General features: G+C 62.5%; 22 protein-coding genes. 20 read left to right on the top strand and 2 right to left on the bottom strand.

The genetic code is table 11. The features are described from left to right. Positions 1 to 19: 19 nt before the first annotated feature. The 7 genes from ABR989_RS00700 to ABR989_RS00670 all read left to right on the top strand — a co-directional run bounded on the left by ABR989_RS00700 (position 20) and on the right by ABR989_RS00670 (position 7,637). The gene (locus ABR989_RS00700; protein WP_428125080.1) at positions 20 to 1,213 is read left to right on the top strand and encodes a CaiB/BaiF CoA transferase family protein; all 1,194 of its coding nucleotides are present in this window, start codon (positions 20 to 22) and stop codon (positions 1,211 to 1,213) included. Positions 1,214 to 1,336: 123 nt separating this feature from the next. Beyond that, positions 1,337 to 2,149: a mechanosensitive ion channel family protein gene (locus tag ABR989_RS00695; protein ID WP_428125079.1), complete on the top strand. Its 813-nt coding sequence runs from the start codon at positions 1,337 to 1,339 to the stop codon at positions 2,147 to 2,149. Positions 2,150 to 2,301: 152 nt separating this feature from the next. Continuing rightward, a complete protein-coding gene (locus ABR989_RS00690; protein WP_428125286.1) occupies positions 2,302 to 3,573 on the top strand; it encodes a serpin family protein in 1,272 nt (423 codons plus the stop codon). A 90-nt stretch (positions 3,574 to 3,663) separates the two neighbouring features. Continuing rightward, on the top strand, positions 3,664 to 4,131 hold the full coding sequence (locus ABR989_RS00685; protein WP_428125078.1) for a hypothetical protein: 468 nt from the start codon (positions 3,664 to 3,666) through the stop codon (positions 4,129 to 4,131). 138 nt (positions 4,132 to 4,269) lie between these two features. After that, positions 4,270 to 4,992 (top strand): hypothetical protein, encoded by a 723-nt coding sequence (locus ABR989_RS00680; RefSeq protein WP_428125076.1) that lies wholly within the window; start codon positions 4,270 to 4,272, stop codon positions 4,990 to 4,992. Positions 4,993 to 5,176: 184 nt separating this feature from the next. Continuing rightward, positions 5,177 to 6,319, top strand: a complete 1,143-nt coding sequence (locus ABR989_RS00675; protein ID WP_428125075.1) for a hypothetical protein — start codon at positions 5,177 to 5,179, stop codon at positions 6,317 to 6,319. Next, complete coding sequence (locus ABR989_RS00670) at positions 6,216 to 7,637, top strand: hypothetical protein (protein ID WP_428125073.1); 1,422 nt, start codon at positions 6,216 to 6,218, stop codon at positions 7,635 to 7,637. Before ABR989_RS00675 ends, ABR989_RS00670 begins: the two co-directional genes overlap by 104 nt. A gap of 47 nt (positions 7,638 to 7,684) precedes the next feature. Here the strand turns inward: ABR989_RS00670 and ABR989_RS00665 are convergent, their stop codons facing one another. Then, on the bottom strand, positions 7,685 to 7,933 hold the full coding sequence (locus ABR989_RS00665) for a hypothetical protein (protein ID WP_428125072.1): 249 nt from the start codon (positions 7,931 to 7,933) through the stop codon (positions 7,685 to 7,687). 93 nt (positions 7,934 to 8,026) lie between these two features. Continuing rightward, positions 8,027 to 8,818 carry a 3-keto-alpha-glucoside-1,2-lyase-like domain-containing protein gene (locus ABR989_RS00660; RefSeq protein ID WP_428125070.1) on the bottom strand — a complete coding sequence of 264 codons (792 nt, stop codon included), beginning with the start codon at positions 8,816 to 8,818 and terminating at the stop codon, positions 8,027 to 8,029. 296 nt (positions 8,819 to 9,114) lie between these two features. Here ABR989_RS00660 and mraZ point away from each other — a divergent pair, with 296 nt between their 5' ends. The 13 genes from mraZ to ftsA are packed head-to-tail and all read left to right on the top strand — an operon-like array spanning position 9,115 to position 23,395. After that, entirely contained in the window at positions 9,115 to 9,588 is a 474-nt protein-coding gene (gene mraZ, locus ABR989_RS00655; protein WP_428125069.1) for a division/cell wall cluster transcriptional repressor MraZ, read from the top strand. A gap of 6 nt (positions 9,589 to 9,594) precedes the next feature. Then, positions 9,595 to 10,515 carry a 16S rRNA (cytosine(1402)-N(4))-methyltransferase RsmH gene (gene rsmH, locus ABR989_RS00650; protein WP_428125067.1) on the top strand — a complete coding sequence of 307 codons (921 nt, stop codon included), beginning with the start codon at positions 9,595 to 9,597 and terminating at the stop codon, positions 10,513 to 10,515. Next, on the top strand, positions 10,512 to 10,799 hold the full coding sequence (locus ABR989_RS00645; protein ID WP_428125066.1) for a hypothetical protein: 288 nt from the start codon (positions 10,512 to 10,514) through the stop codon (positions 10,797 to 10,799). The genes rsmH and ABR989_RS00645 overlap by 4 nt, the downstream gene beginning before the upstream one ends. Continuing rightward, a complete protein-coding gene (locus ABR989_RS00640) occupies positions 10,796 to 12,892 on the top strand; it encodes a penicillin-binding transpeptidase domain-containing protein (RefSeq protein WP_428125065.1) in 2,097 nt (698 codons plus the stop codon). Before ABR989_RS00645 ends, ABR989_RS00640 begins: the two co-directional genes overlap by 4 nt. A 3-nt stretch (positions 12,893 to 12,895) precedes the next feature. Beyond that, complete coding sequence (locus ABR989_RS00635) at positions 12,896 to 14,434, top strand: UDP-N-acetylmuramoyl-L-alanyl-D-glutamate--2,6-diaminopimelate ligase (protein ID WP_428125064.1); 1,539 nt, start codon at positions 12,896 to 12,898, stop codon at positions 14,432 to 14,434. An 18-nt stretch (positions 14,435 to 14,452) separates the two neighbouring features. After that, a complete protein-coding gene (mraY, locus tag ABR989_RS00630) occupies positions 14,453 to 15,532 on the top strand; it encodes a phospho-N-acetylmuramoyl-pentapeptide-transferase (protein WP_428125063.1) in 1,080 nt (359 codons plus the stop codon). Beyond that, the gene (gene murD, locus ABR989_RS00625; protein ID WP_428125061.1) at positions 15,493 to 16,869 is read left to right on the top strand and encodes a UDP-N-acetylmuramoyl-L-alanine--D-glutamate ligase; all 1,377 of its coding nucleotides are present in this window, start codon (positions 15,493 to 15,495) and stop codon (positions 16,867 to 16,869) included. The genes mraY and murD overlap by 40 nt, the downstream gene beginning before the upstream one ends. Beyond that, positions 16,823 to 17,971, top strand: coding sequence for a putative lipid II flippase FtsW (gene ftsW, locus ABR989_RS00620; RefSeq protein WP_428125060.1), 1,149 nt, complete (start codon positions 16,823 to 16,825; stop codon positions 17,969 to 17,971). The genes murD and ftsW overlap by 47 nt, the downstream gene beginning before the upstream one ends. Next, positions 17,968 to 19,050, top strand: coding sequence for an undecaprenyldiphospho-muramoylpentapeptide beta-N-acetylglucosaminyltransferase (gene murG / locus ABR989_RS00615; protein WP_428125059.1), 1,083 nt, complete (start codon positions 17,968 to 17,970; stop codon positions 19,048 to 19,050). The genes ftsW and murG overlap by 4 nt, the downstream gene beginning before the upstream one ends. 5 nt (positions 19,051 to 19,055) lie before the next feature. Then, positions 19,056 to 20,477 carry a UDP-N-acetylmuramate--L-alanine ligase gene (murC, locus tag ABR989_RS00610; RefSeq protein ID WP_428125285.1) on the top strand — a complete coding sequence of 474 codons (1,422 nt, stop codon included), beginning with the start codon at positions 19,056 to 19,058 and terminating at the stop codon, positions 20,475 to 20,477. Beyond that, the gene (gene murB, locus ABR989_RS00605; RefSeq protein ID WP_428125057.1) at positions 20,464 to 21,366 is read left to right on the top strand and encodes a UDP-N-acetylmuramate dehydrogenase; all 903 of its coding nucleotides are present in this window, start codon (positions 20,464 to 20,466) and stop codon (positions 21,364 to 21,366) included. Before murC ends, murB begins: the two co-directional genes overlap by 14 nt. A gap of 20 nt (positions 21,367 to 21,386) precedes the next feature. Further along, positions 21,387 to 22,181, top strand: coding sequence for a cell division protein FtsQ/DivIB (locus ABR989_RS00600; RefSeq protein WP_428125056.1), 795 nt, complete (start codon positions 21,387 to 21,389; stop codon positions 22,179 to 22,181). Further along, on the top strand, positions 22,178 to 23,395 hold the full coding sequence (gene ftsA / locus ABR989_RS00595; RefSeq protein ID WP_428125055.1) for a cell division protein FtsA: 1,218 nt from the start codon (positions 22,178 to 22,180) through the stop codon (positions 23,393 to 23,395). Before ABR989_RS00600 ends, ftsA begins: the two co-directional genes overlap by 4 nt. Positions 23,396 to 23,435 lie beyond the last annotated feature (40 nt).

The following is a 23,435-nucleotide window of genomic DNA, read 5'->3' as shown; positions in this document are numbered from 1 at the left end:
CTGAACAAGGAGAGGCGCGATGAGTCTGCCGGGTTTGCCTCTTGACGCAGTCCGCGTGATCGATCTGGGACAGGTTTACGCGGTGCCGTACTGCACGCTTCAACTCGCGGCGATGGGCGCCGATGTCATCAAGATCGAGCCTCCCGTGACAGGCGAAGTGCTGCGGCAGCCGAAACTGCCGCCGGGCGGCGCCGGTTACTCGTTCCTGATGCTCAATGCGAACAAACGCTCGGTCACGATCAATCTGAAAGATCGGCGCGGGCAGCAAATCGTGCTCAAGCTGCTCGAGGACGCCGACGTGCTTGTCGAGAATTATCTTGACGGCGTGATGGAGTCGTTCGGACTGGGATACGAGCAGATCGCCACGCGGTTTCCGCGGCTGATTTACGCGTCAGGCAAGGGCTACGGCTCGAACAGCAGGTACGCGAAGCTTGGCTCGATGGACAATACGATCCAGGCGTCGTCGGGATTCATCAGTATCACCGGATTTCCCGACCATCCGGTGAAGACCCCCGCCACTTTCATCGACATGGGAACGGGGAGTCATCTGGTGAGCGGAATCCTGGCCGCGCTGATACGTCGGGGGCGGACCGGCCGCGGACAGCATGTCGAGGTCGCGATGCTCGACGTGGCGATTGCCGCGCTGACCAGCGCGGTTGCGCCCGCGCTGCAAGGGATGAAGCTCGAGCGGCTGGGGAATCGTCATTGGGGCGCATGCCCGACCAACCTCTATCCAGCGCGCGACGGCGAGATATTGATCTTTTGCCTGACCGAAGCGCATTGGCGCACGCTGGCGAAATTGATGGGACGCGAAGAGCTGATCGCCGATCCGCGATACAGGAATCATGGCGCACGTCTGAAGATTGCCGATGAAATCGACGCGATGGTCTCCGATTGGACGCGAGCGCAGCCGCGCGACGCGATGGTCGAGGGACTGATCGAGGCGGGAATCCCGTGCGCGCCGATGCGCACGGTCGAGGAAGTGATCGCCGATCCTGAAATCGCTCAGCGTCGGATGCTTATCGACAGCGAATATCCCACCAGGGGTCCAATCCGCGTCGCCGGCACTCCTATTAAGATGTCCGATGCGCCGGAAGGTGACCGGCCGATGAGAAGGCCGCCCGAGCTTGGCGAGCATAACGCCGAAGTGCTCGGCTCGATCGGAATCGGGGCCGACGAACTCGAACGCCTCAAGCGCGACGGAGTCATCTGAGCGAAGTCCCCGGGCCAAAAACTGGGGTGGTGTCCGCCTCAAGGGACATTGGAATGGCGTCTCTCTTGCCCGCGGAAAGGAGTTTGAGCGAATAGAGAAAACACCCTCAAAGGAGGCTGCATCATGACGGCAAAAGACATCACCCTGGACCTTATCATCCGGTACGGATTCCAAATCCTTGGCGCGATGATCATTCTAATCGTCGGCGTTCTCCTGGCCCGCTGGGTCGCGAACCTCACCAATCGAGGCCTCGAAGCTCGGGTGAAGGAGGCGCCGATGCGCCTGCTGATCGTCCGAGCAACCCGAATTCTCGTCCTTATGCTCACGCTGTTGGTGGCGCTCGACAAGCTTGGTTTCCAGATCGCGCCGCTGGTTGCCGCGGTTGGCGTCGCCGGCGTGGGCGTGGGCTTTGCTTTTCATGGCGTGCTCGCAAACATCATCGCCGGACTGTCGATCGTTTTTACCAAACCTTATCGAGTTGGAGAGTATATCGAGCTGCTCGGTGTTCAGGGGCAGGTGCTCACGATCGAGCTTTTCTCAACGACTCTGGCGCAGCTCGATCAATCCCGCATCGTCATACCGAATCACAAAATCGTCGGCGAGATTCTCCATAACTACGGCACGATCCGCCAGCTTCAGCTAAAGGTTGGGGTTGCCTACGGCGCGAATCTGACCGAGGTGCTTGTTGTTGCCAAACAGGTTGTTGCGGCAGACCCGCGCGTCTTAAGGGAACCGGCAGCCTGGATAGGAATCAGCGAGCTTGCCGATTCGTCTGTTACACTTTCTATTCAGCCGTGGGTAATGATTGCGGATATGATCACCGCAAGAGGGGAGTTGTATCAGGCCATCGTCGAGCGGTTCCGGGCGAGCAAGATCGAGATCCCCTTTCCTGTGAGAGAAGTCCGCCTGTTCGGGGCCTCAGGAGAACAACCATGACGCGGCCGGCGAGATCGTGCGCGGGTCGGAGTGCTTCGAGCATGTCGGGGCCAATTAAATCAGGACACCATTGAACTGGGCTGGAGCCGTGCAAAGGCGGGCCGTGTGGTATATGCGTGAAGGCTGAAGCGGACTTCAAAATCCGGTTCGATATGGAAATTCCCGCTTACGTTCGCAAGTTGATAGGGGCCGTGCTCGTACTCGCATCGATTGCGACGTCGTGCGCTTTGGTGAAAGGCGAAGGCATCGCAGCCGCGAACATCCCCGCTCCCGACCCGGCGGTCATCAGCCGGGTTTCTTCAGCGACGGATGATTTCGGCTTTCGGCTGCTGAACGCGTTGGCCAAGGACCCGACTCAAAACACCGTCATATCCCCGCTTGGTGTCGCGACGGCGTTCGCGATGGCATACAACGGCGCGGCTGGCGATACCAAAACGGAGATGGCCAGGACGCTCGCTCTCGGATCGCTTGGCGATGAGGACATCAATCGAGCCAATCACTACCTGATGCACACCCTCGCGGAGGCGGATCCCGCGGTGCAGACTGAAATCGCCAATGCGCTGTGGGTACAGAAAGACTTTCCAATCAATCCGGATTTTCGCACAGTGTGCGAATCCTTCTACGATGCCAACGCTGCGAGTCTGGATTTCATCGGCGATCCGACAGGTGCCGCCGCGGAAATCAACTCGTGGGTTGACAAAAACACCCATCACCGGATTCCGGTCTTAGTCGCGGGGATTAGAGGCGATACCCGGCTGATGCTGACCGACGCGGTCTACTTCAAAGGCCGCTGGTCATCGCAGTTCAAAAAAGCACAAACGCGGCCGCGGCCGTTTCATCTTCTGAGCGGCGATTCGCGCCAGACCGCAATGATGGATCAATCGGGAAGTTACTCTTACCTCGAGAATCAGGACTTCCAGGCCATTCGCATCCCCTATGGCAATCAGCGCTATGCGATGTACGTATTTATGCCGCGCAAGACGGCGGGACTGCCCGATCTTATCCGCTCACTCGATGAAACGCATTGGACGCAATGGACAAGTCAGTTTGCTCGAAGGTCCGGAGAGATAGTTATCCCAAAGTTCGAAACGACGTACAGCAAGCAGCTCAATGATACTCTGAAGGAAATGGGAATGAGGTTGGCGTTCGATGTCGGGAGAGCTGATTTTTCGCGAATTCATCCCTACCTATTCATCAGTGACGTTGAACATAAGACGTGGGTAAAAGTCGATGAGGAGGGAACCGAAGCCGCGGCCGCTACCTCAATCGGCATCAGTGTGGCCCTTGCGGTTCGTGCATCCATGCCTCCGTTTGTGATGATCGTGGATCACCCGTTCTTCTTCGCAATTACCGAGCAGCAATCCGGCGCGCTGCTCTTTGCCGGCATTGTCATGGATCCGACGTTGACCGGTAGTGCGCGATGAGTAGGTCGCCCGAGATCGAACGCACCCCTCAATAGAGATCGTTGAGCGAGAAAAATGCTTATGCCATAGAATAAACGAGGGAGCACGCTTATGGAAAGCACCAAGAAAGTTCAGCAAATGCTTGACGAACTCAAAAGGTCAGAGCGCCTGCTCGAAATCGCTGACACGGCCGCTCAGATCAACGTGGCCGTCGCGCTACTGGAGACTGTGAACGTGGACGCGGCGAGCGAGTCTCTTAAAGCCACTCTCGACGTCTTGGGCAAAGAGTTGGAAGAAGGACATCACGGCATATCACGCACCAAAGCAGCCAACATCCAGCAATTGCGCTCACTGGTGGGAGCGCTTGGTCCGCTGGATGTTTTCCGCGAGCAAATCTCGGTACTGTACGAGTTGCATGGCATAAAGCCCAGAGAAGCCGAAACAAGGTGGGCGAAGTTGAAGGCAGACAAGCTGGTTGCAAAAATCGAGACTTTCGTGAAGATCACCCAGACTCTCGACTCAATTAACGCGCTCAGGCATGCAATCGAGAATCGCGTGGAAGGATACAAGCCCGCGTAGCTCGTTTGGAAAGCCCGGTTCGATATGGAAATTCCGGCTTACATTCGCAAGTTGATAGGGCCGCGCTCGTACTCGGGTCGATCGGGATTGGCGCCGACGAACTCGAACGCCTAAAGCGCGACGGAGTCATCTGAGCGGATGCGCGTCGCACAATTTGATGGGTTCAGGCGTGGAGTCGCTCGCGGGCGGTTTCGCGCGACGATCCGGCGCGCGTCGGCGGTCGCATTGGCGCTCGCGGTCTCGAATGCGCTAATCGCGTGCGAGCCCACGCAATCAACTGACTATCCGTCGAACGACACTGGCGCTCCGGCTGAAGTCGGGAAACGGCCGCTCGAGTTGTCGCCAACGGAATTCACGGCCGACCTGATTACGCCCGGCGGAATTCGCGTCAAGACCAACGGCCAGTATAAGACCGAGGCCGCGAGGAAGGCCGCAGCGTTAGCGATCGATCGTTACTGGAACGAGGTTCACTCTTGCGCGGCCGGCGTGGAACGGCCCGGCGATACGGATGTCCGCGGCCTGACGGAAGAGTTCCCGCGTCATCTGGCGGTTGAGATTGCGAACAACTGGAAGGTGGTCGAGGGTCCGGCAACGCATCGCAGGATACAGGCGTTCCCGTCGATTGCGCGGCGGGGCTCGTGGTCAACGGCGCGGCGCCAGGAGGACGCCCTCTACATTGTAGTTGTCCCGGAGCTGAACGGACTCGGTCCGCAGATGGTCAATGAGCTGAATCTGTGGCTGATGAAGAAGGCGAACGTGCCGCCGACGGCGGATTTGGTTGGTGCGTGTGCGTCGGTCGCGTGCGTGAGATTCAACTACAACAACGCGCCGTCGCAGGCATGGAATGAGTGCCGGGAGTAGGGCAGGAGGAAATCCACTTAAATTTAATGTGAAACCCACCGTGGGTTTCGCTAACTTTGATTCGGTCTCTTTCCTGACTTGGTACACGGGCCGGCCCCGGCTGGTTCCCGGAGTGACCAATTTTCCACATTTTGGTCCACATAACGTGACATTTTGATGCTCACTACTGCGATAGTCTCATCAGATGGAATTGCAGAACGGCGGGGGGCGGCGCGCGAGCCCGCGGCGCTGGTTCGAGCTTGAGCCGCCTGCACCCGAACGATTGAAACTGGAGACGTCGCCGCGCGTCTCGACCGTCGCGAGTTACGTGCTCACGCGCGCGGCCGAACGCTCGTGGGAAGTCCTCAATCAGCACCTTGCTGAGCCGCAAGGGGCGGTGTTCTGGATTGGCGGACCGGCGGGATGCGGCAAGACGCATTTCCTTGACTACGTAATCGCGCTGCAGAGGCGGGCGGGCGCGCTCGACGCGCAAAACATGCGCCGCCTGGTGTGCGGCCTCGAACTGGCCGGACGGGTGAGTGCGGCAGAGGTCGAGCTGTTCCTGTTGAGCGTCCTGGCGGAACAAATCGGCGGCGACCCGCGCTCATCAGGCGATCTTTTCCGGCAGATGCGCGGTGCGGCCGCGTTGAACGTGGGGCTGGAGACCGCACGGCGGACGGGAATCAGGGCGATAACGGTCGCGATAGATTTCGGAACTTCGCAATGCGAGTCGGCGGCGGATTTCTTTAAGATGCTGGCTCAAGTTGCCGCGTCGTTCCGCCAGGTGAAGTTCACCGTGATCGCGGCCGGACGCACGATGGCTCCGGAAGCGACGCGTCCGCTGGCGGTGGCGCCGCACGACGCGAACGAGGAAACGATCGTCGCGGTGCGGCGCGCACGACGACTTGTCGAGGACGCCGAGCTCGACGCCGGCATCGCGTACGCTGGAATAGATACGGCGGGATTGGCGCCCGATGCGATTTTCCCGTTCCATCCGGTAGCACTAAGCGCGCTTCGAACAATCGCCACCCGTCCCAAAGCAGCCGGTGAAAGTTCCGATGTCGCTGCGATCGTATCGCTGTCGCGCCTGGCGCGCGAAGTGTTGTCCTCGCCGACTCTCGCCGGCGCCGGCGGCGGCGAATCGCCGGCGCGGCTGATCTACCCGCCCGACCTGACTATGAATGCGGTAATTTTAAACCGGGTTAAGGCGCTCCTGGCTGAAGCCGGGCGCGCCGCGTGGAAGATTGCGCGCGACGGGATCGCCGCCGTGCCGCCGCACGGCGGCGCTGGCGATCGAAGAACTGAAGTCGCGAGTGCCGATGGTCGCGCGCGACGGTACGGCGGATGAGCGGGCGCTGGCGGCCGTGCGCGAGTTGTTGCGCCGGCTGGAGGTGTCCACCGGCGGCGTGATCCGTTTCGAGACCGACGCGGCCCGGTTTGACCCGCAGGCCGCAGGCGCGCCGGAGCTCGCGGCGTTCAACGCGGCGCTCGTGCTGGCGCGGCGATTCGAACCGCGGCTTACGCTCGCGCGCGACCGCGAGGGGCTGGATGCACGGCTGAAACGACTCGAAGCCGCGATGGCCGACGCCGTCGAGGCGGCAACCCGCACGCGCGACGTGCTTGCGTCGGCGCTTGCGGAAGCGAACTTCGAGATGCCCGCGGCTAATCGCACGGCGATCGCGGAATATATCGCGCTGGCGGAATCGGGCGCGGCTGCGATGCTCGAGGCGGCGGCCGATCGATCGTATCTCGCGTCGGCCGTCCAAATCGCCGGCGCGTACGAGACAATCGCGGCCGCTTGCGAGTCGATCCCGCGGATGCGCTCGATGCGCGAGTTTCTCGCTGCGACAGGACTGCGCGCGGTGCCGGACGAGGCCGGTTTGTCCGAAAGTGTCTCGCGCGAATCGGCGGTTGCTTCATTGGAGACCGAGTGCGAACTGCTCCGAGTGGAACTTGGGCCGCGAATCCTGACGGGCCCGCCGCGCAGCCTGGACGGGCTGGAAGCACGCTTTCAAAAATTCAAATGGACGTACGTGCAGTGTTATCTGAGCGCGCATGCGCGATGGTGTGTGAAGATGGAGCGGCTGGAGCTGGCGGCCGGCGACGCGCGGCGGTACTTCGACGCGCTCACGCGGCTCAACGCGATCGCCGCGCTGGGTCCCCCCGAAGGCGAGCATCTGGGGGCGCGGGTGGCGGAGCTAAGCGCGCGCGTGGTGCGATGCGAGCTCAAGGACGCAATCGCGCCCGAGACGACGCCGCGATGTTCGAGCTGCGGGTTTCAGCTGGGCGCGGCGTCGCCGCAGGCGGAACTCGAGGATGCGATGGAGGGGATTCGTCGCGCGCTCGAGATCAAACTGGCAGCGCTCTCGCATAGCATGATCGCGCGGCTGATTCACATTCACGACCGCGAGCATCGCCTCGAAGGATTTCTGAAGATCACGCAAGCCGCGCAGACCGACGCGCTCGTGCGGGTGCTCGACGAGAAGCTTGCGCGATACCTGGCGCAGGTGCTCGACGAGAATGAGACAGCGGATGCGGGGTCCCTCGGCTGCGCAGACTTCGCTCGGGATGGCGCAAAGAAGCGGGCGCGCGGAGAGGGGATGGCGACAAGCGCAAACCTGGCCCCTAATCGCTTCCCTCGTGGGAAGGGGAACAATCGCGGATAAATCTAACGCTTCGGAGGGCACCAAAAAGCCGGCGCGCGGAAATTCGGCTAGCGAGTGGTGGGGGCCTTGCGTTTTTTCGGTTGGCCGGGAGGAAACGCGCTCGCGCGTTTGTGGCGCGGGCGAACGTTGAGACGATCGAGAAGGCGGAAGTACGAATCCCGGACGATTTCAAGTCCCCACAGCAGAGTCAGACCCAACGCCCGGCCAACTGCGGCAGCGACTTCCTTGACAAGAGGAAGACCGCGCAGCGGCTCGACGCGAACCTCCATGCGGGGTTTCTCTTCGACGGTGTCCATCAGAGTTCAGAGTAAGTTGCCAAGCGCCCGGATGCAACCGTCGCGCGGGCGCCCGGCAACACTGTTACCGCGGCGGACCTCAGAACGAATCAACTACGGCGACGGTGATGCGGCGGGCGCGGCGCTCGCTCCGCTATCGCCTGAGCCAAGAATCGTTATCTTCATGTCGTCGAATTGCGCCTGCGAATCGTCGCGCGCCCAGAGTCCGATTTTGCCTTTGGCTATTTTGCTGTCGTCAGAATCGAAGATCATCTTGTCATCGTCGTAACACATGAAGTGTCCACCCTGGACCGTGACCTTGAGCCGGTACCAGGTGTCTTTGTCGGTGGGCACGACGCTCTGCTTGAGGGAGACAAGCTCCCCGTTGGTCATCCGCGACAGAGCGAAGTAATCGCTGGGGCATCCCGCAGACAGCAGGTAGAAGTTTTTGTCGTCGACGTAGCGGAAGATGAGACCGCCGGAGCAATCGAAACGTCCGCCCGCAGATTTGAACTGAGCTTCGAGAGTAAAGTCGGAATACTCAGTCGGATCGGTTTGAATCGCCATTGGGTAATACTCGAGCGCGTTGGTCAGCGACTTGAGCAGGCGGCCCGGGGGCAAGCCGAATGTATTGGGCTTGCTCGGCGCGCTCGGGTCGGCAATCACCTGCCAATCGCCTTCAAGCGCTTTCCATCCCGAGGCCACGGCGCCCGCTTTGTCCTGGTCGAAATTCCACACGTGAACTTCAGGGGTCGGCGTGGCGGTCGGCGTCATGGTATCGGTCGGTGTCGCGACCTGTTTCTTTTTCTGCCTTGAATGAGCGGCAGGGCTGATGACCAGCACCGCCACTATTATGCCTGCTGCGACGATTCCGGCGCTTCGCAGCCAAGAACTTCCCGTCTTCATCTATCCTCTCTCCGCCCCGATGAGCTTAAGGGTCTTAATTCCCAATTTGGTGGATCGACCAGCCAGTCGGCGCGAGTTTCGCCAATGAATGGCGGTGCTGTCAAGCTGAACACAGCGAAAGCGCTCGATGGCGGTCGGCGCTGCGCCCTTTTTGGTGCGTAGGTTTCGCGTCGAATAGCCAGAGCGAGCCTCAGTTTCGCTTTTTCTTCGCTTACTAACTATTTGAGCTAATAGTCACTTTATCGCATCGCAGGACTCGCGGATCGCTTGACTGAAGTGGGGCAGAGTGGGATGTTGTGGGACGCTGGGGAGGAGACACGGTGTTCAACGGCCGCTTCGACCATTCGATCGATGAGAAAGGGAGGGTGAGTATCCCGGCCCGATTTCGCGAAGTTCTCCAGCGCGAGAATCACGATCGTCTTTATATCACCAATTTCCCGTTCGACGGAGAGCGTTGCCTGGCGCTGTATCCACCGAGTCAGTGGGAGACGCTCAACGCGCTTCTGCGAACGAAGCCGAGATTCGATCCGCGGGTGCAGGTGTTCGAGACGCTGATCATCGGCGGAGCGCATGAGGCGCCCGTGGATCGGCAGGGACGGATTCTGATTCCGCCCAAGCTTCGCGAATATGCGGCGCTCGATCGCGAGGTGACGTTTTCGGCGCGGCAGGATCATTTTCAACTTTGGGACAAGCAGATCCTCGAGAAGGTTTTGAAGGCCACCGAGGAGAAGATAATGGATCCGGAATTTTTTGCGAAGCTGGGTCTGTGACGAGCGATGAGTCTGGCGGCGATACACGAAGACGACGCGGCGGACCGGAGGCATGTGCCGGTGATGGTGGAGGAGGTGTGCGGGCTGCTGTCCGCACACGGTCCGCTCGCGTTCGTCGACGTGACGGTCGGGACCGGAGGGCATGCGGCGGCGATGCTGCGCGCGACCAGGGCGCGGATGCTCGGGCTGGATCGCGACGGGGCGGCATTGGCCGTCGCGCGCGAGCGGCTGGCGGAATTCGGCGATCGCGTCGTGCTGGAGCGGGCGGACTTCGGCGAAGTTGCGGCCGTGATGAAGCAACACGGCTTCGACGGCGCCGACGCGATGCTCGCCGATCTCGGCATGAGCAGCTACGCGCTCGACGATCCGCAGCGTGGCTTTTCATTTCGGCTCGACGGTCCGCTCGACATGCGGATGGACAGCCGCCAGGCAATCCGCGCGCAAGACATCGTCAATGAAGAAAGCGCCGAGGAGCTCGCGCGCATCATCTATACGTACGGCGAGGAGCGGGCGTCGCGGCGGATAGCGAGGATGATCGTGGATGCGCGCCGGCGCAATCCGATCGAGACGACGGGCGAATTGCGCGCGATCGTCGAGCGCGCGCTGGGAGCGCATCGACGCGGCGGAGCGCATCCTGCCACGCGCACCTTCCAGGCTCTTCGAATCGCGGTGAATCACGAGATGGAAAGTCTCGCGGCCCTCCTGCGCGATGGCCCCGCGATGCTCAATCCCGGCGGCCGGATGCTGGTTATCTCTTATCATTCGCTCGAAGACCGTCCGGTCAAGGAGCGCTTTCGGGAGCTGGCGCGCGCCGGCGACTACACGGCGATTGCGCGCAAGGTGATCAAGCCGTCGTCGTCGGAAACTTCGCGCAATTCGCGCGCGCGCAGCGCAAGGGTCCGATGCATCGAACGGAGCGCACGATGAGCGAGCGGGTAAAACCGGCGCGGCGGCCGTCGAAGGCGGCGCCGGCGGTGCTGGGCGCGCTGATCGCGGTCGTCGGATTCGCGACGCTGATGATACGGCTGGAAGTGACGCGGGAAGGCTATCGGATTCCCGAGTTGCACGATGAAATCACCAAGCTGCAGAACGAAAATCGCGGGCTGCGCCTGACGGCCGCGCAGCTCAGCTCGCAGGATCGCCTGCGCGCGCTCGCGCCGCAATATCATCTTGCGCCGCCCGGCCGCGGGCAGGTGGTGATGCTCCCATGAAGGCATCGTTCAAGCAGCGGCGCGCTCGAATCGGAGCACTCACGCTCGCACTGGCGGCGTTGTTCGGTTTCGCGGTAATCCGGCTGGTGCTGCTGGTGGCGATATATGGGCCGCGATTGAACTCGCTCGCCCGCCACGAGTATAGCGGCGGGACCGAACTCGCAGCGGTGCGCGGATCGATCGTCGATCGCAACGGCGAGCCGCTGGCGCTATCGGTCGAGACGCAGTCGGTTTACGCGCGGCCGCGCCGGGTGCTCGAGTCGAGCACGCCGGCCGAGCGGTCGAAGCTCGCGGCAATTCTGACGATGCCGCCGATTTCCCTGGAATCGAAGCTGAGCAAGGACGCGCCGTTCGTGTGGCTCGAGCGTCGAATTTCACCGGACAAAGCGCAGGCCGCGGAAGCGCTCGGAATCGACGGTATCGGCACGATCAGCGAATACAAGCGGTTTTACCCGGAGAGCAACCTGGCGGCGTCGGTGGTGGGGTTGGCGGGGATGGATGGCCAGGGGCTCTCCGGGTTGGAGTTGCAATACGACAAGCTGGCGCGAGGCGAAGCGGTCGAGCTGAGCTTCTATCGTGACGCGCTGGGGCATCCGATTTTCGACAGCCCGCTGGCGCTCAAGGCGCCGGCGCCGGGTGCGCAGCTCGAGCTGACGATCGACTCGTCGATCCAATCGCTGGCCGAAACCGAGTTGGCGGCGGAAGTAGTTCAGAGCGGCGCGAAGCGCGGCAGCGCAATCGTGCTCGATCCATTTACCGGCGAAGTGATGGCGATGGCCAACGTCAGCGCCGGCGGGGCCGACGTCCACGACCGTCTGCACAACCCGGCGGTGGAGGATGCGTTCGAGCCGGGCTCGACGATGAAGGGAATTCTCGGCTCGATCGCGCTGGCCGATCACGCGATCACGCTCGATCGCCAATTCTACTGCGAGGACGGACACTTCACGATCGGTCGGCACACGATCCACGATCACAGCCGTCACGGATGGCTCGATCTCGGCGGGATAATCGAAGTGTCGTCGAATATCGGCGCGGCGAAGATCGCGTTGACGCTCGGCTCGGAGCGCTACCATGAAGGACTTCGCGCATTTGGAATCGGATCGCGCACCGGAATCGATTTGCCCGGCGAAGCGGCGGGCTTGCTGAGCAAACCGTCGGGATGGAAGGAAATAGACCTTGCCAATCACGGTTTTGGGCAGGGCGTGGCGGTCACGCCGATCCAGCTGGCGGTGGCGTACGCGGCGATCGCGAACGGCGGAAATATCATCCGCCCGTACGTGGTGAGGGCTGCTTACGAACCGGAAGGGCGGGCGATCCTCACGCATACGCCGCAAGTGATGCGTCGCGCGATTGCGCCGGATATCGCGCATGAGATGAACCTGCTGCTGCGCAACGTCGTGATGTCCGACGGCGGCACCGCCGCGAAGGCGCGCGTTGACGGGTTTATCGTGGCGGGCAAGACCGGCACGGCGCAGATGGTGAATCCGGAAGACGGCACCTACTATCAGAATCGCCACGTTTCGTCGTTCGTGGGATTTTTGCCGGCGGACGATCCGCGGCTGTTGATCCTGGTCGTGTTGTACGATGTAGGCCACGAGCATTTTGGCGGATTGATCGCGGCGCCGGTGTTCAGCGAAATCGCGCAGGGCGCGGTTCGTGATTTGAATATCATCGCGCCGAATCAGCCCTACGATACTGCCGGCGTGATCCCGATGCCCGATTTCGGCAAAGATTCGGCGGGCGGAAATTCGGACGCGAAGAGCGCTGCCGCGGCGTCCGCCGAGGTGGACGACTATCTGCCCGTGTTGACGGGTTCGACACTGACGCGGGCGACCCCCAATTTCGCGGGATTGAGTCTCAGGCGCGCGATGGAGTTGGCGCGCGTCTCGCGCGTCAACGTCGATGTGCATGGCGGCGGCTACGTGGTCGCGCAGGAGCCGGGCGCCGGCGCTCCGCTCAATCATTTGACGGTCAAACTGACGCTTGCGCCGATTGTCGCGGACAGTGGAGCCGGCGCGGCAACGGCAACGCAATCTGGCGTCGTACCCGCGTCGTATTTCAGCGGCGGCGGCGGGCTGGCCGGGCGAAAGTGAAAAGTGAAACTTGGTGAATTGCTCGAAGGACTCGACGTCGGTCGAATCGACGGTGACCTGAACGTGGAAATTACGGGCCTCAGCTACGACTCGCGTCAGACGAGGCCCGGTCATCTCTACTTCTCGACGGCCCGCGATCCAAAGCGGAACCGGGCCAACATTGACGATGCATTAAGCCGTGGGGCGCGCGCTGTGGTGGTTGCGGGATGGGACGGTGGAATGGCGCGCCCCGCGGTACCCCTGGTCGAGAGCGAGCGGCCGCGCCTGCTGATGGGCGCGGCCGCGTCGCGTTTCTTCGGTGCGCCGAGCGAGCGCGTCGATTTGATCGGCATCACCGGAACCAGCGGCAAGACCACGACCAGCTACATCCTGGCGTCGATTTTCGAGGCGGCCGGCATGCCCATGGGGATCATCGGCACGATCGGCATCTTCATCGCCGGGACGAAAATCTACAGCGGACTTACCACGCCCGAGTCGATCGACTTCGAGTCTGCGCTGGCGGCAATGGAGCGCGCGGGCGTGCGTCACGCGGTGGCGGAAGTGTCGTCGATTGGAATCGCGGAAGGGCGGGTCGATGCGCTGAGCTTTCGCGCGTGCATGTTCACCAACCTGGGCCGCGACCATCTCGACTATCACGCGACGATCGAGGACTACTTCGCGGCGAAGCTGCGCCTGTTCACCGAGATACTGCCGCGCAGCCGGCGGGCAGACACGGTCGCGGTGGTGCGCGGCGACGATCCGTTGGGCCGGCGCGTGCTCGAATCGGTCAAGGGCTCGAAAATAAGTTTCGGGCTGGACCGCTCGCTCGACGTCCATCCCGAGAAATTCGACGCGGACTTGAGCGGACTTCGCGCGACGCTGTCGGTACTCGGCAAAAAGATCGAGATCGATTCGCCGCTGATCGGCGAAATCAATTTGCTCAATATCCTGGGCGCGTCGGCTCTGTCGGCGGCCCTGGGTGTCGAATCGGAAGCGGTGGCGGATGGGGTGCGGCGATGCCCAGGGGCCCCCGGCAGACTCGAAGCGATCCAGGCGAAACCGGGAGTCACGGTGCTGGTCGATTACGCGCACAAGCCCGACGCGTTGGAGGCGGTGCTGACGGCGCTGCGTCGCATCGGCGCGGGCAGGATCATTTGCGTGTTCGGATGCGGCGGAGACCGCGACCGCGGCAAGCGGCCGATCATGGGCGAGATTGCGGGACGGCTCGCCGATCTCCCGGTGCTGACCTCCGACAATCCGCGCAGCGAAGACCCGATGGCGATAATTGCGGGCGTCGAGAAGGGATTGATCGCGGCGGGACGTGCGCGAATCGGGAATCCGAAAGAGTTTGCGATTGCTGCAACGCGCGGCGGATATATCGTGGAGCCGGATCGGCGCACCGCGATCGCCATCGCGCTCAGAATCGCGACCGCGGGCGACGCGGTCTTGATCGCGGGCAAGGGACACGAGGACTATCAGCTGGTGGCAGGGCGCGTACTCCCGTTCGACGATCGGGTCGTGGTCCGCGAGATTGCGGCGGAACTCGGCGGCGGGCAGAGTTGATACTCGGCGAGCCGCGCGATGCTCTACCTGCTGCTCTACCCCCTGCACAAATATTATTCCGGCTTCAACGCGCTCAGGTACGAGACGCTGCGATCGGTGCTGGCCGGGCTGACGGCGCTGGCGCTGTCGTTGGCTCTGGGACCGATTGTGATCGAACGGTTCCGCACGCTGCGTATCGGTCAGACGATTCGCGAAGTCGTTCCGCAGGCGCATCAGAAGAAAGCCGGCACGCCCACGATGGGCGGTCTGCTGATCGTGGCGTCGATGCTGGCGGCGACGCTGCTGCTCGCCAACATCCTGAATCCGTACGTCTGGATCGCGATCTTCGTGACGCTGACCTTCGGCGCGATCGGTTTCAGCGACGACTACTTCAAACTCACGCGCGGCAAAGGGCTTGGACTGAGCGGCCCGGCGAAGCTGGCCTGGTCATTTTCGTGCGCGTTCATCGCGGCGGCGTGGCTGTTCCTGTATCTCGGTTTCGACACGCATCTGACGGTGCCGTTCCTGAAGAACGTTCATCCCGATCTGCACTGGTGGCTTTATATCCCGTTCGCGATGGCCGTGATCGTGGGATGCTCGCATGCGGTGAACCTGACCGACGGACTCGACGGTCTTGCGATTGGACCCGTGATGACGGTCGCGTTCACGTACTGGACGTTCACCTACGTCGCCGGCAACATCAAGTTCGCGAGCTACCTGCAGGTACCGTATGTCGCCAACGTCGGCGAGGTTGCGATTTTCTGTGCGTCGCTGATCGCCGCGTCGCTTGGCTTTCTGTGGTTCAACGCGTACCCGGCTTCGATGATGATGGGCGACGTGGGCGCGCTGGCGCTGGGCGGGGCGCTCGGAACGGTGGCGGTGCTGGCCAAGCAGGAACTCGCGCTGATAATAGCCGGCGGCGTGTTCGTGGCAGAGGCGGTGTCAACGATCATTCAGCGCTACTATTTCAAGGCGACGCACAAGCGGTTTTTCCTGATGGCGCCACTGCACCACCATTTTGAACTCGAAGGCATCCCCGAAACCGTGGTCGTGATCAGATTCTGGATTGTATCGATCGTGTGCGCGCTGGTCGCACTGAGCACGCTGAAGCTGCGTTGATGGAACTGTCGGACAAGCGCGTGATGGTGGTGGGACTGGGAGTCAGCGGAGTCGCCGCGGCGCGGTTCCTTGCCTCGCGCGGCGCGAAACTCGTGATGACGGATCGACGTGTCGACGTCGAGCGCAGCAAACTACCCGCAGGTGCGCTGAAGCTGGGAGCCGAAGATGCAGGCTGGATGGACGGCGTCGACCTGGTCGTCACGAGTCCGGGAGTACCGCGCGATTCGATTCTGCTGCGGGCTGCGACCGAGCGGAGAATTCCGGTAATCGGAGAAATCGAACTCGCCGGCCGCTTCCTCGAGGCGCCAATCACCGCGGTCACCGGCACCAACGGCAAGAGCACGGTCGTGGTGCTGCTCGGCGAGATTTTGAAGGCATCGGGACGGCGCACGTTCGTCGGCGGCAACCTGGGCACGCCGTTAATCGACGCGGTCGATGGCAAGTGGGAAGTTGCGGTCGTCGAGGTGTCGAGTTTTCAGCTCGAATGGATCGAGAAATTCCGGCCGCACGCCGGCGTGCATCTGAATCTGAGCGACGATCACTTCGATCGCTATCGCGATCTTGCGGACTACGGGCGCGCGAAAGCCCGGCTGTTCGAAAACCAGCAGGCTTCGGACTACGCGATTCTGAATCGCGACGATCCCAATGTTTGGAAGCTTGCCAACGGCGTGCGCTCGCGCGTGATCGGCTTCGGGCACGCGCGCGGCGGCGGCGGGGCGTCGATTTGGTTCGACGATCGGTCAAACGCGATCGTCTTCGATTTAGGTTTCGATGGCGCGCGTCGCGGGCGAATCAGCCTTGAAGGATTTCGTCTGCGTGGGCGGCACAACATATCCAACGCGATGGCGGCGTCGGCAGCGGCGCTCGCGCTTGGTGTCGAGATGGAAGAAATCGAACGCGCGCTCGCGTCATTTTGCGGGCTGCCGCATCGAATCGAAGTCGTACATGCGCATGGCGGCGTGACTTATATCGACGACTCGAAGGGAACCAACGTCGGCGCAGTGGTCGAGGCGATCGACGCGATTGCGGCGCCGATAATTCTGATCGCAGGCGGTCTCGACAAGGGCGGAGATTACGCGCCGCTGAGGCGGCCGCTCGGCGACAAGGTCAAGCTTGCGATTTTGAACGGAGCGGCGCGGGACAAGATGGCGGCGGCGCTCGAAGGTGCCACGCAGATCGAATTGGTGGCGACTCTAAGCGAGGCGGTCGAACATGCGGCGCGCGAGGCGCGGCCGGGCGACACGGTGCTGCTGTCGCCGGCGTGCTCGAGCTTCGATCAGTTCAAGGACTATGCGGAACGCGGCAACGTATATAAAGAGCTGGTTCGGGCGCTTTGACGGGGTAACCTATCGGCGTCCCGACCCGTGGCTGTGGCTGCCGGCGGCGGTGCTGTTGTTGCTCGGGCTGCTGATGGTGCTGAACACGACCTACTTTCTCGGCATCGAGAAAAAAGGCGACGCGTTCCATTTCTTCAAGCTTCACCTGGCGCACATCGTGGCCGGCTTCGTCATTTTGATCCTGCTGTCGCAATTCTCGCTGGCGGGTCTGCGTCGAATCGTGATGCCGTTGTTCATCGTGTCGGTCGTGATGCTGGTGCTGCTCTACGTTCCAGGGCTCGGGCTGATGAAGGGCGGCGCGCGGCGATGGCTCAAGCTGGGACCGGTGGTTGCGGAACCGTCGGAACTGGTGAAATTCGCGCTGGTGTTTTTCCTCGCCGGGTTCCTGAGCAAGCGCCAGGAGCGGATCCGCAAGTTCACGCATGGACCGCTGGCGGTCTTTCTGATCGTCGGGCCAATCACGCTGATGATTCTGAAGCAGCCGGACTTCGGCAGTACCGTGATGATCGCGCTGATCCTGTTCGCGATGCTGTGGGCGGCGGGCGCGCGCTGGCAGCATCTTGCGGCCGCGGGCAGCGGGGCCCTGGGCCTGTTGGTGTTCCAGGCGGTAGCGAAATCGTACCGCATGAAGCGGCTGACGACGTTCCTCGATCCGTGGTCGGTCGCGCGCGGCGCCGGCTTCCAATTGGTGCAATCTTTCATCGCGCTCGGCGAAGGCGGTAAGTGGGGCGTAGGTCTCGGCGCGGGCCGTCAGAAGATGTTCTATCTGCCGGAGGCGCACACCGATTTTGTTTTCGCGGTGGTTGGCGAGGAGTTCGGCCTTGTCGGGGCGGCCGTTGTGGTCGCGCTGTTCCTGCTGATTCTGTTTCGGGGGATGCGAATCGCGCATGACGAGCCCGATCCGTTCGCGAGCTTGCTCGCGGTGGGACTGACCGCGCTGCTCTCGATTCAGGCGCTGATCAACATGTCGGTGGTGATCGGACTGATCCCGACCAAGGGGCTGCCGCTGCCGTTCCTGAGTTACGGCGGCACTTCGATCATCATCGCGATGGCGGCGTTGGGCGCGCTACTCGCGCTCGGGCGCCGGCCGGCGGTGCGATGAAGGTGATAATCGCAGGCGGCGGCACGGGAGGACATCTTTTTCCGGCCGTTGCGCTGGGCGAGGAACTGATTCGCGAGCGTCCCGGTATCGAGGTGCTGTTTGTCGGCACGAGCGCGGGTCTTGAGGCGAAGTGGCTGCCGAGAAGCGGGCATAGTTACGAATTATTCGAGATGCATGGAATTCGCGGGCATAGCGTGATCGAGAGGGCGCGCGCGTCGGCGGAATTCATTCGCGCGATTGGGCTCGGGGTGTCGCTGGTCAGGCGCTTTCGTCCGAGCATTGTGGTGAGCGCGGGTGGATATGCGTCGGCGTCGATGGGTGCGGCGGCGATCATGACGCGGACACCGTTGGTGTTGATGGAACAGAACACGCGGCCGGGTCTGGCGAATCGGATGTTGTCGAGATTCGCGGACAAAATCTGCGTCGGCTTCAGTGACAGTGCGGCTTATTTCAGTTCTTCCAAAGTCGCGGTCACGGGCAATCCGACCCGGTTTCAATACCATCCTGACCGATCGCGCCGGGAGGGTGGGCAATTACAAATCCTTGTTTTAGGCGGTTCATCGGGAGCGCATCGCCTGAATATTGGCGTTGTAGGGGCTTTCAAAATCTGCGGAAAAAGTGTTATAAATTTGAGCATTGTTCACCAGACTGGGGAGGCGGATGAGGAGTTGGTGAGGAGTGCATACCGCGAAATGGGCGTCGCGGCAGAGGTGGCGCCGTTTATCGACGACGTCGCCGACGCGCTGCATCGCGCCGATCTGGTTATCGCGCGCTCAGGCGCGATGACGGTCACGGACATTGCTCTTGGCGCGCGCGCGGCCATTTTTGTGCCTTATCCGTTCCATAAGGATTTGCAACAACTGCACAACGCGTGCGTGATTGAAAAGCGCGGCGGAGCGATAATAGTCCGCGACGACGAGCAGCTTGCGTCCAATCTCGCGCGCGAACTTGACGCGCTGATCCGGAATCCGGCGCGGCTGGACGAGATGGGTCTGCGGGCGCATCAGGCGGCGCATCCGGACGCCGCTCGCCACGTAGCCAGAATATGTTTTGAAGTTGCGGAGAAAGCAGCAGCGTGAGTGAACTGCACGCAAATGGTCTTTTGACGCGTCAGCGGCGGCTGCATTTCATCGGAATCGGCGGCGCGGGCATGAGCGGAATCGCCGAGCTGTGCCTGAAGCTCGGGATGCGGGTCAGCGGATGCGATGTGAAACCTTCGGCGACGATCGCGCGGCTGGCGTCGCTGGGTGCCGAAATCAGCCAGGGGCATCATCCGGCGCACGTGAAGGATGAGGCTGGTATCGACGCGGTGGTAATCTCGTCGGCGATAAAATTTTCCAATCCTGAAGTCGCGCGAGCGCGCGAGATGAAAATTCCGGTAATCGCGCGCGCCGAGATGCTTGGCGAGCTGCTGCGGATGGCCAAGCTCGGCGTGGCGGTCGCGGGCACTCATGGCAAGACGACCACGACCGGTCTGATCGCGCTGATCATGGAAGAGGCAAATCTCGATCCCACGGTCGCGGTGGGCGGAAATATTCGCAATACGGGCACCAACGTCCGGCTGGGACGCGGCGATTTCATGGTTGCCGAGGCCGACGAGAGCGACGCGTCGTTTCTGCTGCTGATCCCGACGATCGCAGTGGTGACGAATATCGATCCGGAGCATCTCGATCATTACGGCACGATGGATCGAGTGCGGCAGGCGTTTGCGGACTTTATCAACCGGGTGCCGTTCTACGGCGTTGCCGTACTCGGAATCGACAGTGTGAACGTGCGCGGCCTGATGGCGTCGATTCGCAAGCCGATGGTGACCTACGGCGTCGCGCAGGACGCGGATCTGCGCGCCGAGAAAATCGTGATAGACGGCCTTTCGACTCGCTTCGAGGTGATCCGCAACGGCGAGCATCTTGGCCGAGTGACTATACCGACGCCGGGCGTGCATGTTGCGATGAACTCGCTCGCGGCGATCGCAGTCGCGATGGAAATTGGAATCAGCTTCGAGCGCGCGGCGGCGGCGCTGGCCAAGTTCGGCGGAATCAGCCGGCGATTCGAGATCAAGGGCGAAGCGGCGGGACGAATCGTGCTCGACGACTATGCGCATCACCCGGCGGAGGTGCGCGCGACGCTGGCCGCGGTGCGGGCATCGTTCAAGCGCCGGGTGGTAGCAGTCTTTCAGCCGCATCGGTACACGCGGCTGCGCGATTTGTTCGACGATTTCCTGTCGGCATTCGACGATGCCGACGTGCTCTACTTGCTTGATGTGTATCCGGCCGGCGAGGAGCCGATTGCCGACGTCTGCGCGCGGCGTCTGTACGAGGCGCTGTGCGCACGGGGGCATCTCGAAGTGCATTACCTCGGCGCCGAGGAAGATCCCGCGGCGCGCATCGCGTCAGGCTCGCGCGCGGGTGACGTGATCGCGACTTTAGGCGCGGGCGATATCTACAAGATGGGCGGCGAAATACTGGATGCGCTCAACGCCGAGGTCAAAATCCATGAAGGCGCTTGAACGCGAGCTGCGCGAGAGATTTGGCGCGCGAATCCGCGCCGCGATGCCGCTGGCGGAGCTGACCTCATTTCGGATCGGAGGACCCGCTGACTTGTTCGTTGCCGTCGAGGACGAAACCGAGCTGATGCATGCGAAGGCGGCGGCGTATCGCGCCGGCGTGCCATGCTTCTGCCTCGGCGCAGGGACCAATCTGCTGGTGAGCGATCGCGGGATGCGCGGGCTGGTAGTGAGGCTCGGCGATGGCTTCGGGAAAATAAAAATTGACGACACGAAAGTCGTTGCGGGCGCTGGCGCCGCGTTCGGTACCCTGGTCCAGGCGGTGGTCGATCGGGGTCTTGAGGGGCTCGAATTCGGCGAGGGTATTCCCGGCACGGTCGGGGGCGGATTGGTGATGAATGCGGGCGCGTTCGGCGGCGAAATCGCCAAGGTGGTCACTCTGGTGCACGGCGTCACCGGGGCTGGCGAGGCGATTGCGCTGAGCAGGGACGAAGTCAAGTTTTCGTACCGGCGCACCGAGTTGCCGGCGCACTTCGTAATCACGCGAGTCGATTTCGAGCTAGCTCGCGGCGATCGCGCGCAGTTGATGGCGCGAGTCGCGGAGATGAAGGCCAGGCGTGCGTCGCGCCAGCCGCGTGGCGTGCCCAATGCGGGTTCGATCTTCAAGAACCCGCCGGGAAATTTCGCGGGCAAGCTGTTGGAAGGCGCGGGTCTGAAGGGGACGCGGCTGGGCGGCGCGGCTTTTTCGGATCAGCATGCAAATTTTATCGTGAATCTTGGCGGCGCTCAGGCCGCGGAAGTGCGCGCGCTGATCGACATGGCGCGCAACAAGGTCAAGGAGCAGAGCGGCGTCTGGCTCGAACCGGAGGTTAGGCTGGTCGGCGATTGGTGACGCGGGATTGAGGTGGCGGGGTGGCGGTTCGCAGAGGCGGAAATAGGGCGGTGGCAGGATGGAGCCCGCGGTTGGGCGGGCTGGTCGTGTGCGCCTTTTTTGCGCTGGGCGTGATGACGGGATTCAGCACGACCGGCCGCGCAATCACGCTCAGAGCTTGCGCGACTCTCAGCTCATATCGGAATCAAATAATGGACTCGCTCGCGCCCGCGCGCACGGCTGCCGCGAGCTACTCTGCCGTGCTGACCGAATGGGCCGGGCGCGCTGGAATTTACCATCGCGCCAGCCTCGGGCCGGGCGTCACGGCGCTGTCGGCGGGGGACATGCGTGAAGGCGCGATCGCGATCGTCGAGCGGCGCGACGGCTTCTACGAGCTATTCAGCGGCGGCGAACTTCGCGGGCCGGTCTCGCCCGGCAAGCAGGGCGATCTGCCGGTGCTGAGCGGCGCGGTGCTCGACAACGCGCGCGGACCGCAGATGGTCGATTATGCGGCGGTGCTGGTGCGCTCGGAAGCGCAGTTGTCCGAAATTGTCTCGGAAATGCGAGTTAATGATGACGCGACCGCGTCGCTCTTTCTGGAACGCGAGCGTACCGAGGTGGTGATCGACCTCGATCGCGCGACGACGGAAATTCAGCGCGCGATCGAGGTGCGACAGCAATGGCAGGGGCGCGAGAACCTGATCGCCGCACTCGATTTGACTACGCCGGGGCTGGTGGTCGTGCGCCTGCATGCAGGCGAGGGTAACCATTCGAAACACAAGGGCGGGATTCGAAAGGTTTCGCTCCAGCCGAACGGGGAGTCCGTGACGCGATGAGAAATCTGCTCACCGGATTGGACGTCGGCACCAGCAAAGTGTGCGCAATCGTCGGCGAGTCGCTGCCCGACGGCCAATTAGCGACGCTTGGCTTCGGAATCGCGCCATGCACCGGGTTGCGCAAGGGCGTGGTGGTCAATATCGAGGCGACGGTCGATGCGATCCGATCGGCGGTCCAGGAAGCGGAGAAAAGTTCCGGCGTGCGGGTGGGTTCGGCGGTGGTTGGGGTTGCGGGGCCGCATATAAAGGGCCTCAACAGCCACGGGATCGTCGCGGTGCGGGGCGGTGAAGTCGGTTCGCGCGATGTGGATCGAGTGATCGACGCAGCGCGCGCGGTCGCAATCCCGCTCGATCGGCAAGTGCTGCATATCCTGCCGCAGCAGTTTGCGGTCGATGAGCAGGAGGGCGTGCGCGAGCCGCATGGGATGGCGGGAGTGCGCCTCGAGGCGCGCATTCATATCGTGACCGCGGCGCAGAGCTACGGCCAGAATCTTACCAAGTGCTGCGAGCGCGCGGGCGTGACGCCGTCGGAGATGGTTTTCCAGCCGCTGGCGTCGGCGGACGCGGCGCTGTTTCCGGAGGAACGCGAGCTCGGAGTCGCGCTGATCGATGTTGGCGGCGGCACCACGGACATCATCGTGTTTCATGGCGGCGCGGTGATGCATACCGCCGTGCTGCCCATCGGCGGAAACCATCTTACCAGCGATATCGCGGCGGGACTGCGCACGCCGATTTCCGAAGCGGAGCGGCTCAAGACTACGTTCGGCGTGGCGACCAACCAGGTCGTGCGCCGCGACGAGATGGTGGAGGTGCCGGGAGTCGGCGGACGCGAGCCGCGGGTGATCGCGCGCCGCTTGCTCGGAGAAATAATCGAGCCGCGGATGGAAGAGATTTTCGCGATGGTGCAGCGCGAGCTGCTGCGCTCGGGGGTTTCGGACGGGCTTGCCTCGGGCGTGGTGCTGGTGGGAGGGACGTCGCTGCTGGAGGGCACGCAGGAACTGGCCGAGCGCGTCTTCGGCGTGCCGGTGCGGCGCGGACTTCCGATCAACCTGAAAGGGCTGCCCGAAGAACTGATGAAGCCGATGTACACGGCGGCGGCGGGATTGCTGCTGTACCAGAGCGCGGCGGGTGGAATTGGCAACGGCGTGGGAAGAACGGGCCGGCTGTGGCGGCTGCGTTCGCGACTTAGCGATTGGATGAGGGACTTCTTTTGAGAAGTCGCCGGAACAAAAAATTAATCGGGCAACAAACTTT

Origin of the sequence: Binatus soli (SeqCode) (assembly GCF_050015535.1) — a bacterium.
GTDB classification, from domain to species: domain Bacteria; phylum Desulfobacterota; class Binatia; order Binatales; family Binataceae; genus Binatus; species Binatus soli.
The sequence above is the reverse complement of the archived record's forward strand: the minus strand, read 5'-3'. Positions and strand labels throughout refer to the sequence as shown.